We start from the raw sequence: 11731 nt of genomic DNA on the forward strand, positions 1-11731 counted from the left end.
ATTCAGCACAGGTCAACTCAGACGGAACCACCATTGCGGCCACTCGCTGGACTTCGGCCGCTCTACACTCAGGAAAGGAACTTCGATGGCTTATCTCGCACCTGCCGAGTTCGTCACCAAAATGGTCGATGCCGGCGAATCCAAGATCTTCATGTCGACACGGGACACGGTGATCCGCGCCTACATGGCCGGCGCCATTCTGGCGCTTGCAGCCGCCTTTGCGGTCACCATCAACGTCCAGACGGGCCAACCGCTCGCCGGCGCAATCCTGTTCCCGGTGGGCTTCTGCATGCTCTACCTGATGGGCTTCGACTTGCTCACAGGCGTTCTCATGCTCACTCCCCTTGCTCTCATCGATAAGCGGCCGGGCGTGACCATAGGCGGTGTTTTTCGCAATTGGGGCCTCGTATTCGTCGGAAACTTCGCGGGCGCCTTCACGGTCGCGGTGATGATGGCGATCATCTTCACGTTTGGCTTCACCCAGGCGCCCGACGCGATCGGTCAGAAGATTGGCGTGATCGGCGAGGGCAGGACAGTGGGATACGCATCCCATGGCGCGGCAGGCATGCTCACGCTCTTCATCCGTGGTGTGCTGTGCAATTGGATGGTGGCGACCGGCGTGGTCGGCGCCATGATCTCGACCTCGGTGTCGGGCAAGGTGATCGCCATGTGGATGCCGATCATGCTGTTCTTCTACATGGGCTTCGAGCATTCGATCGTGAACATGTTCCTCTTCCCTTCAGGCCTTTTGCTCGGCGGCAACTTCTCGATCATGGATTATCTGATCTGGAACGAGATTCCGACCATCATCGGCAACCTTGTCGGTGGCCTTGCCTTCGTCGGCCTCACACTCTACTCGACCCATGTGCGCACCGGCGCGAAGCGCAATACCGATCTCGGAGTGGGTATGGCCGCTTTCCCTGCCGAGTGACCAGACGCAGACTGGAATCCCGCACTAGAGCCCCGGGCCCGAAAGTGGACACCACTTTCGGGCTCCATCCGATGCTTCTCTTTAACTGGCGCATCGTTGATCGCGGAAAACCGGGTCCCCTTTTCACTGCCGTGGCCCTCCGGGTCGCTGACGCGGACCTCCGGTTCCGCACGAGGCGCTGGAGCGGGGTTTCCATTACCGGTGTTCTCATGATGCGCCCACTGACGGTTTCGATCGGACAACATTCCGAAAAGGGGCATAAGGAAACCAATCAGGACTTCCACGCCGCCCTGACCCCGACCGGACCGGTCCTCGCCCTCAAGGGCATCGCCATCGCGATCGCTGATGGGATCAGCACGAGTTCTGTGAGCCGCATTGCCGCGGAATCGGCGATCAAGAGCTTTCTCACAGACTACTACTGCACCTCCGATGCCTGGTCCGTCAAAACTGCGGCGCAGCGAGTTATCAGTGCGACCAATTCATGGCTTTATGCCGAGACCCGGCGCGGCCAGTACGCCAGCGACATGGACAGGGGCTATGTCTGCACCTTCACGGCGATGATCTTGAAATCGCGCCTCGCGCACATCTTCCATATTGGAGATTGCCGTGTGAGCCGGCTGGCTGGTTGCACTCTGGAGCCGTTGACCGACGATCACCGCGTCACTGTGTCCTCGCAACAGAGCTATCTCTCCCGGGCGCTCGGCGCGAAGCCGATTGTGGAAATCGACTATCGCGCCGTGCCGCTGCGGGTAGGCGATCTCTTCATCCTCTCAAGCGATGGCGTGCACGAGCATGTCAGCGGCAGCGTGATTGCGACCGCCGCCAAAGCACATGCGGACGATCTCGACCGTGCCGCACGCGCGATCGTGGAAGAGGCGCTGCGGGCAGGTAGCCGTGATAATCTGACAGTTCAGATCGTGCGGATCGAAGCAGTGCCTGATGGGGAAGCAGGCGAGTTCATGGCTGATGCCGCGGATCTCACGCCTCCGCCGCTGCCTGACCCAGGATCTGCGCTGGATGGGTATCGAGTTCTGCGCCAGCTCTACGCGAGCAGCCGCAGTCATGTCTATCTCGCTCTCGATACGCAGACCGAGAAATCCGTGGCGCTCAAGGTGCCCTCAACCGACATTCGGAACGATGCCGATCATCTTAAACGCGTGATGATGGAGGAATGGGTCGCGCGGCGGCTGAACAGCCCCCATGTCGTCAAGGCTCCGCCGCATTCTCGTAAGCGTAATCATCTCTATGTCGTGACGGAGTATGTCGAAGGCCAGACGCTGGCCCAGTGGATGATCGACCATCCGAACCCGGATCTGGAGACCGTGCGCGACATTGCCGAGCAGATCGCCAAGGGCTTGCGCGCATTCCATCGTCTCGAGATGCTGCATCAGGATCTGCGGCCGCAGAACATCATGATCGACCGATCTGGTACGGTGAAGCTCATCGACTTCGGATCTACGCGTGTTGCCGGCGTCGTCGAGGCCGCGCCGGAGGCGGTTCGTGACGATATCCTCGGCACGGCGCAGTACGCGGCTCCGGAGTATTTCGTCGGGGAGAGAGGCACCTGGCGCTCGGACCTCTTCTCGTTTGGTGTGATCGTCTACCAGATGCTTACCGGGCGGCTTCCTTATGGTGCCGAAGTACCAAAGACACGCAGCCTCATGCAGCAGAGTCGGCTACGCTACATCCCGGCATCAGAGATCAATCCGCAGGTGCCGGACTGGATCGATCAGGCATTGCGCAAGGCCGTGCATCCGAATCCCATGAAGCGATACGAGGCCCTGTCGGAATTCACCTTTGATCTGCGCCATCCCAATCCGACCCTCCTGAAGACGGTTCGCCCGCCGTTAGCCCAGCGCAACCCTGTCGTATTCTGGAAATGCGTCTCGGGCATTCTTGCCCTGGCCGTCATCCTTTTGCTGTGGCGCTTGACTCTTGACGGATGAGGCACGGGCGGCGCCATCGCCGACGCGGATGGAAGCCACGGCTCAGTCGATGACCTCCGTGGCCGATCAGCCCCCAGCAATCGATGACCGTCTCGTCGGCGGCCCAGCAGACCTCGGCCAATGTGCAGACGGTGGCCGCCGCCACCGAGGAGCTGTCGATCTCGATCCGCGAGATCGCCCGCAACGTGCAGGAAGCCGCCCGCGGCACGGACGCGGTGACCGGCAGCATCGGGGACGTGCAGCAGGGAGCCGCCCAGGAACTGGCCCGCCACTCGAACGAGCTCAGCCGCGAGGTCGCAACCTTCCTTCAAGGCGTCAAAGCCGCCTGATCCGCCGTCTACCGGACCATAAACCCTTCTTCCGAAGGAATCTCGCCCGCTCCATCTTATTGAAGCGGGCCTTCTCGATGGGACGGTGGCTGTAGAGCCGCAACGCGTGCGACGCCGGATCTCTCGGTCCTGAACAGGTCATCGGCCGGTGATCGCAGGAAGGTTAGGTCAGATGGTCTCCATCTGTCAGCCGTGGCCGAGAGAATGACCGCTTCTGGCACTTCTCGGAAGTAGGCCGAAGGTCTGCTCATGAGGAGAACACCAGACGCTCCCGAAGGGCAGGGGAATCTCCTGGATTAACCCGCAGCGGTGATACAGACGTAAGCATTGATCGCTGTTAAAGTGTGGGCCAGGAAAGCAATCAGGCTTCCTTGCTACTCCCATCAGTCGATGGGACGGGATCGGAGCAGGGCGACACATGATCTTCCTGGACACCCAACCCCTCTGGCTGTCGGGCGCCCTTCTCATCGGCTTGGCAACCCTGCTTGCCATGGCTGCCCCCGTTTTCGTGCGCCGACGCGTTCCCTCAGAGCGGCTCAGGATCAACAATGAGGTGGCCGGTTTCACCTTTGCGACCGTCGGTGTGCTCTATGCGGTGCTGCTGGCCTTTGCCGTCATCATCGTCTGGGAAAAGTTCAGCGAGGCGGAGAGTGCTGCGGCTCAGGAGGCGGGCGCGGCCGCGACCCTCTACCGCTTGGCCAACGGGATTGGAGAGGGTCCTGGTGAGGCTCTCCGCGATAGCCTGACCCGCTATCTCAGGTCGGCTGTGACGGAGGACTGGCCTGCGATGGCGCGGAGTGGGGCAAGCCGCGAGGCAACCCGTGCCCTCGACACCACCTATACGGCCCTGCTGACGTTCACCCCGGGCGACGGCCGCGGGACCTCTCTGTTAGACGAGGCGCTCCGTCAGCTTGATCTCCTGACCGAGGCGCGCCGCACGAGGCTCGTTCTGGCCTCTGGCGCAGTCCCTGGGGTGCTCTGGTTCGTGCTCGTCGGCGGTGCTGTCCTGACGATCGGCTTCACGCTGTTCTTCGGCACCGAGAACCTGCGCGTCCAGGCCATGATGACCGGGATCCTGACCTTCCTGATCTTCTCGGGGCTGCTTGTGATCATCGCCATCAACCATCCGTTCGCGGGACCAGTGAGGGTGGATCCGGAGCCACTCTTGGCGGTGCTGGAAGACTTTGGAGCGAAAGCCCAGCCGTAAGCGCTGGTGGAACTCGGCGCTGCTGTTGCAGAGGAGCATGGCCCAGAGACAACTGCATGTCTCGCAAGTGCATGTCCCGCAAGCAGACCGAACGTCTGCTTCAGAATGCGACACCGGACGTTCCCGTAGAGTAGTGAATATCAGAGTCTCACCCTAAGCTGCCCTTTTGGATCACATTCAAGGGCAGCTTCCATTCCATTGCCGATCCCCAGGAGCAGCCATCAGCGTCGTTCAGGTTGACGGGGACATCCGATCGTTCATCCTCTCGGCTTCAGACGTTGCGGAGGAGTCATGGTCACGCACGTCTCACCCGGTTCACCGCCGCATAGCGCTCCTGGTCCGAAGGGGCTGCCCTTCCTCGGGAGTTTGCCCGACCTCGGACGCGACATTCTGGGGTTCTTCACACGGTGCGCGCGCCAATATGGCGACATCGTCAGCTTTCGGTTGGCCGCTTGGCCAGCCATGCTCCTCAATCATCCTGACCTGGTGGAATACGTCCTGGTCAAGAACCACCAGAACTTCATCAAGCACCGCTTCTTCTGGCGCCATGTCGAAGCCATTTTCGGTCACGGGCTGCTCACCAGCGAGGGGAAGTTCTGGCACCAGCAGAGGCGTCTGGCAGCGCCGGCTTTTGCCGGGTCGCGGCTGAACAGCTACGCTGACACCATGGTGCAATTCACCGAACGCATGCTCCAGCAATGGCAGTCAGGGCAGGTTCTCGATGTGCACCAGGAGGCTATGGGTCTGACCCTGCAGATCGCCGCCAAGACCCTGTTCGATGCAGAGGCGAGCCAGGACGTGACTGAAGTCAGCCAGGCGATCGATGAGGTGATGGAGCAGATCTCGGTTCGATTCCGGCGCCCGTTCCGGATACCCGATGCTATTCCACTCCCGGGCAATCTCCGCTACCGGCGCGGTGTACGGCGGACGGACCAGTTGGTTGCCCGGATCATCGCTGAGCGGCGCCACAAGACTGAAGATCGTGGCGATCTCCTGTCCCAATTGATGCTGGCCCGCGATGAGGCGGGCCGGCCCATGAGCGAGCGCCAGATCCGGGACGAGGTGATCACCATGCTCCTTGCCGGGCATGAAACCACGGCCCTGACCCTCTCCTGGACCTGGTATCTCCTCGGATTGCACCCCGCGGTGGACGCGCAGCTTGCAGAGGAAGTGCATACGGTCCTGAGAGGACGGTCACCGACGGTCGATGATTTGCCTCGCCTTCGCCTCGCTGAACAGGTGGTGAGCGAGGCCTTGCGCCTGTACCCGCCCGCCTATGCCATCGGCCGTGAGGCGCTGGCGGATTGTGAGATCGCCGGATACCACGTGCCCGCGGGCACCACGATCTACGTGAGCCCTTGGGTGATGCACCGGGATTCTCGCTGGTTCGACGACCCACAAGCATTCCAGCCCGCACGCTGGGCGGGCAATCTGGCCAAGGAACTGCCGCGCTTTGCTTACATGCCGTTCGGCGGCGGGCCGCGCATCTGCATCGGCAACCGTTTTGCCATGATGGAGGCAGTGCTGATCCTCGCAACAGTGGCCCAACAGTTTCGGCTGGAATGGCAGACGGATCGGCCGGTTCAGCCGAATCCCTCCATCACGCTGCGTCCTGGCGGCGGGGTTTGGGTCAGGCTGGTCTCACGACCGATCAAGGCAGGCGGCGTCGAGAACAAGTCAACGCAGACGTCGAAGGAATAGCTGCGCTTGAAGCCGATCGCCGATGCGGCCCCTGCACATGGCAGGATCCTTCCAGCTGCTGGTGCCCCAGGGTGTGAGGCTACCAGCGAGCGGCAGCAGAGCAGGGCCACTTGGCCAACCCGGCAGCCATCCTGAGCGTTATCCCGAGTAGTCAACCGCCTATAGGCAGACCGCCATCAAGTGGCGCGAATGAAAGCTGACCGCTATGAAGCCGATGAACGAGAGCCATTTAGCAATTCTGCGTCGGCATATGGTCGAGATGATCGCCATTCATGCCGATCTTGTCAGCGAGGAAATCGGCAAGGCAGCCTTAGATGAGCGGGTGATGGCCGCGATGCGGAAAGTGCCTCGGCATCTCTTTGTCCCGGCGCCTCTTGCACCTTATGCCTATCAGGACACGCCTTTGCCCATCGGCTTCGACAAAACGATCTCGCAGCCCTTTATCGTGGCGCTTATGACCGATCTGTTGTCCCCGCAAGCAAACGAGAAGGTGCTCGAGGTGGGAACCGGCCTAGGGTACCAGACGGCGATTCTGGCGGAACTGGCAGATCGGGTCTGGAGCATCGAGATTGTCGAGGAGTTCGCCGGCGTCGCACGCCGTCTCCTTCGCCAGCTCGGTCATGCCAACATTGAGATCCGGGAGGGAGACGGATCCCGCGGCTGGCGTGAGCATGCCCCTTTTGACAAGATCCTGGTGTCGGCGGCGGCTGACAAGGCACCGGCCGCCCTGGTTGATCAACTCAAGCCAGGCGGGCGCTTGGTGATGCCGTTGGGTCCGGAAGAGATGCAGCATCTCACGGTCATCGAGAAGGATGCCAATGATCACACGAGAGTTCAGGAACTCCTGCCTGTCCGGTTCAGCCGGCTTGAGACGATCACGTGAAGCAGCTGATGAGGTGGTGCACTCGGATGGCGAACACGATGTCGTCAGCCTTTGCCTTGGGCGCGAATCCTGTGTGTCCGGATCCGAACGCTGTCGCTTGGTACGCCCCAGACGAAAGTTGATCGCCCGCCTTAGGAAGGAGACCCAGACATTCCTGCCCTAAGCAGACCCTCAGCCTCTGGCGGGCGGTTCTGGCCGATACAGAGGCGGCAGGGCTCGCGAACGGGAGGTTCATGTGCCTGCCTGGGCCGACAGAAGGGTGCGATGGAATGGCGACGCGGGTTACTGGCGAGACCCGCAACATGGGCGAGAGGATGGTGGTACAATAAACCATGGGCTCTTCGGCAACGTCGCCCACGGACACGGTCAGCCTAGAGGAGGCCTGATGTCGGACACGCGGCAGGAGCACTGGGAGAAGATCTTCGCGACCAAGGCGGAAGATGCGGTCAGCTGGTTCCAGGCGACGCCGGAAACATCGCTGCGCCTGATCCGTGCCTGCAATCTGCCGAGAGAAGCCTGCATCCTCGATGTCGGGGCAGGGGCGTCCCGGCTGCCTGACGCCCTTCTCGAAGATGGATTCACGAATGTCGTCGTGCTGGATATTTCGGCCACGGCTCTGGCAAGAACCAGGGCCCGCCTCGGCGAGAAGGCGCGTTCGGTCCGCTTCATCGTCGCCGACATCGCTGCATGGATGCCGGATTTCACTGTGGATCTGTGGCACGACCGGGCGGTGCTCCATTTCCTGTCGGAACCGCAGGATCGCGCCGCCTATGCGGATGCGCTCCGCCGTGCGGTGAGAGCCGGCGGATTCGTGCTGATCTCGGGCTTCGCCCCGAGCGGGCCCGAGCGGTGCAGCGGCCTGCCTGTTCTTCGAGCTGACCGGGACATGATCGCAGGCCTTCTTGGAACGGATTTCGAGGTTCTGGACGCGTTCGAGGAAGACCATCAAACGCCCTCGGGCGCCCGGCAGCGCTTTGTGTTCACCCGCTTCCAGCGGCGTGCAGTCTCCGCGCCGGATCGCCAGCTCGCCGAACGCATCCCGTGACTAGCGCAACCCTCATCGCCACCAGGGCGGCAATCGGGACAACGCAGGTAGCGCCGCGTGTCCTCCGTCTTAAAACAGCTTATGGCTTCACCGCTGTATCCTTGACGTGTATATTCGGTCACTGGCACGGGGGCTCGCTTGCAGCAGGAGGTTTACATGACACTCCAGATCGGCGAGGTCGCACCGGACTTCGAGACGGAGACGACGGAAGGGCGTATCCGCTTCCATGAATGGATCGGCGATTCCTGGTGCGTGCTCTTCTCCCATCCCAAAGACTTTACCCCCGTCTGCACCACCGAATTGGGCTACATGGCGAAGATCAAACCCGAATTCGACAGACGCAACGTCAAGATCATCGGGCTGAGCGTTGATCCGATCAGCAATCACGCCCGGTGGAGCGCCGATATTCAGGAGACCCAGGGCACTGCGCCCAATTACCCGATGATCGGGGATCCCGATCTTTCGATCTCCAAGCTCTATGGCATGCTGCCGGCAAGCACGGGCGGTACCTCGGAAGGGCGCACACCGGCCGACAACCAGACGGTGCGCAATGTCTTCGTCATTGGACCGGACAAGAAGATCAAGCTGGTTCTCGTCTATCCGATGACCACCGGCCGCAACTTCGATGAGGTGCTGCGCGTCATCGATTCGCTCCAGCTCACCGCCAAGCACAGGGTCGCAACTCCTGTGAATTGGAAACAGGGTGAGGATGTCATCATCGCGGGCTCGGTCTCGGATGACGAGGCACGGCGGATCTATCCGGAGGGCTGGAAGGCGCCGAAGCCGTACATCCGGATTGTGCCGCAGCCGCAGGCCTGAACAGCAGTTTCCCATCGGTCGGCAGCAGCCAGGGCCGACAGATCGGATTGAGCACAGCATCGATTGGGCCCGACGGTTGTTCGGCCCAAATCGATCGAGCGCGCATATCGGGAGCCGGAGCAATGAGCACAGCGAGTTTATCCCAGTCGGCTCTCGATCGCTCCACCTGCCGCTCACAGGTCAATGCCTTTTTCGAACGGCGCACCTGCAGCATCCAATATGTCGTTTCCGATCCAGCGACGCGTCATTGCGCGCTCATCGATCCGGTGCTCGATTACGATGAAAAGTCCGGTTCGGTCGCGACCGTCTCCGCCGATGCCCTGTTGGACTTCGTGAGAAAGCACGATCTCACAGTCGAGTGGATCCTCGATACGCATCCGCATGCGGATCATTTCTCCGCCGCCGCTTACCTGAAGGAGCGGACTGGAGCGAAAACCGCCATCGGCGAGCGGATCGTGGACGTTCAACGGCTCTGGAAGAAGATCTATAACCTTGCCGACTTCCCTGCGGACGGCTCGCAATGGGACCGCCTGATGGCCGACGGCGATGTTTTCCGGATCGGTGCCATGGACGTGAAGGTCCTCTTCTCCCCCGGACATACCCTTGCTTCCATCACCTACGTCGTCGGTGATGCGGCTTTCATTCACGATACGCTTTTCATGCCCGATTACGGCACAGCGCGGTGTGATTTTCCCGGTGGGGATGCGAGGGCCATGTGGCGCACGATCCAACGCATCCTCAGCCTGCCTGACGAGACCCGCTTGTTCGTTGGCCACGATTACATGCCCGGCGGACGGGCGCCGGCCTGGGAGAGCACTGTTGCGAGCCAAAAGGCTCAGAATGTTCATCTCCTGCAGGCCCGCACTGAGGATGAATTCGCGTCGCTGCGTCAGGCACGCGACGCGAAGCTGCCGATGCCGAAGCTGATCCTGCCCGCGCTGCAGGTGAACATGACTGGCGGTCGCCTGCCGGCGCCGGAGAGCAACGGGACTCGTTATCTCAAGATCCCACTCGATGCACTGCCCTACGCCGTCTGGGATTAGCCCAGGGCCCCGGGTGCAGGAGCGATGCCAGCAGGGACAGGAGCGCCGAACATGTCCATCCATCACGGAATTGTTGATGCGATCGGCAACACGCCGATGATCCGGCTGCAGCGGGCGTCCGAGCTGACCGAATGCACCATTCTGGGCAAAGCCGAGTTCATGAACCCGGGACAATCGGTCAAGGATCGCGCGGCGTTGTTCATTATCAGGGATGCCGAGAAGAGGGGGCTTCTACGGCCCGGAGGAGTCATCGTCGAGGGTACGGCGGGCAACACCGGCATCGGCCTTGCACTCGTGGGAAATGCGCTGGGCTACCGCACAGTGATCGTCATTCCGGAAACACAGACGCAGGAGAAGAAGGACATGCTCCGGCTCTGCGGCGCCGAACTCATCGAAGTGCCAGCCGTGCCTTATGCCAATCCCAACAACTATGTGAAGGTCTCGGGGCGGATTGCCGAGCAGTTGGCGCAAAGCGAGTCAAGCGGCGCGATCTGGGCCAACCAGTTCGACAATGTCGCCAATCGTGATGGACACGTCGTCACTACCGGCCCGGAGATCTGGACTCAGACGGAGGGACGGGTGGATGGATTCATCTGCGCCGTGGGAACAGGAGGCACCCTGGCCGGAGTTGGGATTGCGCTCAAGGAGCACAACCCCAAGGTCATGATCGGTCTTGCCGACCCGATGGGCGCCGCCCTCTACAGCTATTACACACGCGGCGAGCTGAAGGCGGAGGGGTCGTCGATCACCGAGGGCATCGGCCAAGGGCGGATTACGAAGAACCTCGAGGGCTTCAGGCCGGACGTGGCGTTTCAGATTCCGGACGAGGAGGCGATCCCGATCATCTTCGATCTCCTGGAGCACGAAGGTTTGTGCTTGGGTGGATCCTCCGGGATCAATGTCGCCGGCGCGATCCGTCTCGCAAAGCACCTCGGTCCCGGCCATACGATTGTGACCGTGTTGTGCGATTACGGCACGCGCTACCAGTCGAAGCTGTTCAACCCGGAGTTCCTCCGCTCCAAGAACCTTCCGGTGCCGGCATGGCTGGAGCGGGAAAGTACGCTGGACAAGTGTCTCATATAAGATCCCACCCGAATTCAGTTCAAAGCGAGTTGGTCTCGGGAGAAGAGGCTCAGCACATCAGACCCAAACGGAGGAGATTGTGACCGTAACAACCCTCGTCACAAAGACCTGCACACCCTGTCAGGGCGGGATCCCGCCGCTGACGTCGGATGAGGTCGCGGCGCTCCAGAAGCAGATCCCTGATTGGTCAATCCAGGATGAGGCGCGGCGGATCGAAAGGACTTATACGTTCAGGAATTTCGCCGAAGCATTCGCCTTTGTGAGGAAGGTGGCCGAACTGGCCGAGTCCGAGGGGCATCACCCCGATGTCAGCTTCGGCTGGGGCTATGCAACGGTGTCCCTCCAGACCAAGAAGATCCAGGGACTGCACGAGAATGACTTCATTATGGCTGCGAAGATCGATGACCTGGCAGACAACATATCGCTCGGCCCCTGACGAAGATGGCAGGAGCCGGGACAGCTCTGCTTCGCCTGATAGGCCGATTCCCCGATCCCTGTCACCCGGGCTGATCCATTGTCCTTGGCATGATGCAGCTGTCATACGGTCCGGAGCAACGTGTCCTGCCTGCGGGCATTCGATCTGACGGTGTTTCCAACTTCATCAGGTGTCTGCTTCACCAGGTGTTTGCTCTTGGCACTTCCCGGATCTAGCGCCTTGGTCAGCTTGCGAGCGGTCAGCGGGCGCTCAAGAAGGGCAGGGGACTTCCGCGTTTGACCCGGATGTATGGACCGGCCGTGCGTCGC

At 61.3% G+C, this 11731-nt stretch carries 11 protein-coding genes; all 11 read left to right on the forward strand.

The window, feature by feature from the left end; genetic code table 11:
• Positions 1–85: 85 nt before the first annotated feature.
• Complete coding sequence (locus tag AA309_RS23730) at positions 86–931, forward strand: formate/nitrite transporter family protein (RefSeq protein WP_047191505.1); 846 nt, start codon at positions 86–88, stop codon at positions 929–931.
• 209 nt (positions 932–1140) lie between these two features.
• Positions 1141–2877, forward strand: a complete 1737-nt coding sequence (locus tag AA309_RS23735) for a bifunctional protein-serine/threonine kinase/phosphatase (RefSeq protein WP_047191522.1) — start codon at positions 1141–1143, stop codon at positions 2875–2877.
• Positions 2878–2960: 83 nt separating this feature from the next.
• Positions 2961–3206, forward strand: a complete 246-nt coding sequence (locus AA309_RS23740) for a hypothetical protein (protein ID WP_047191506.1) — start codon at positions 2961–2963, stop codon at positions 3204–3206.
• A gap of 418 nt (positions 3207–3624) precedes the next feature.
• Positions 3625–4413 carry a bestrophin-like domain gene (locus AA309_RS23745; protein WP_047191507.1) on the forward strand — a complete coding sequence of 263 codons (789 nt, stop codon included), beginning with the start codon at positions 3625–3627 and terminating at the stop codon, positions 4411–4413.
• A gap of 291 nt (positions 4414–4704) precedes the next feature.
• Positions 4705–6114, forward strand: a complete 1410-nt coding sequence (locus AA309_RS23750) for a cytochrome P450 (protein ID WP_047191508.1) — start codon at positions 4705–4707, stop codon at positions 6112–6114.
• A gap of 205 nt (positions 6115–6319) precedes the next feature.
• Positions 6320–6997, forward strand: coding sequence for a protein-L-isoaspartate(D-aspartate) O-methyltransferase (locus AA309_RS23755; protein WP_047191509.1), 678 nt, complete (start codon positions 6320–6322; stop codon positions 6995–6997).
• 385 nt (positions 6998–7382) lie between these two features.
• On the forward strand, positions 7383–8042 hold the full coding sequence (locus AA309_RS23765) for a class I SAM-dependent methyltransferase (protein ID WP_047191511.1): 660 nt from the start codon (positions 7383–7385) through the stop codon (positions 8040–8042).
• 156 nt (positions 8043–8198) lie between these two features.
• Positions 8199–8861, forward strand: coding sequence for a peroxiredoxin (locus tag AA309_RS23770; RefSeq protein WP_047191512.1), 663 nt, complete (start codon positions 8199–8201; stop codon positions 8859–8861).
• Positions 8862–8983: 122 nt separating this feature from the next.
• On the forward strand, positions 8984–9904 hold the full coding sequence (locus AA309_RS23775) for an MBL fold metallo-hydrolase (protein ID WP_047191513.1): 921 nt from the start codon (positions 8984–8986) through the stop codon (positions 9902–9904).
• 51 nt (positions 9905–9955) lie between these two features.
• Positions 9956–10987 (forward strand): cysteine synthase A, encoded by a 1032-nt coding sequence (locus AA309_RS23780; RefSeq protein ID WP_047191514.1) that lies wholly within the window; start codon positions 9956–9958, stop codon positions 10985–10987.
• Between the two features lie 79 nt (positions 10988–11066).
• A complete protein-coding gene (locus AA309_RS23785) occupies positions 11067–11423 on the forward strand; it encodes a 4a-hydroxytetrahydrobiopterin dehydratase (RefSeq protein WP_047191515.1) in 357 nt (118 codons plus the stop codon).
• Positions 11424–11731: the final 308 nt, after the last annotated feature.

Source organism: Microvirga vignae, from assembly GCF_001017175.1.
Taxonomy (GTDB): domain Bacteria; phylum Pseudomonadota; class Alphaproteobacteria; order Rhizobiales; family Beijerinckiaceae; genus Microvirga; species Microvirga vignae.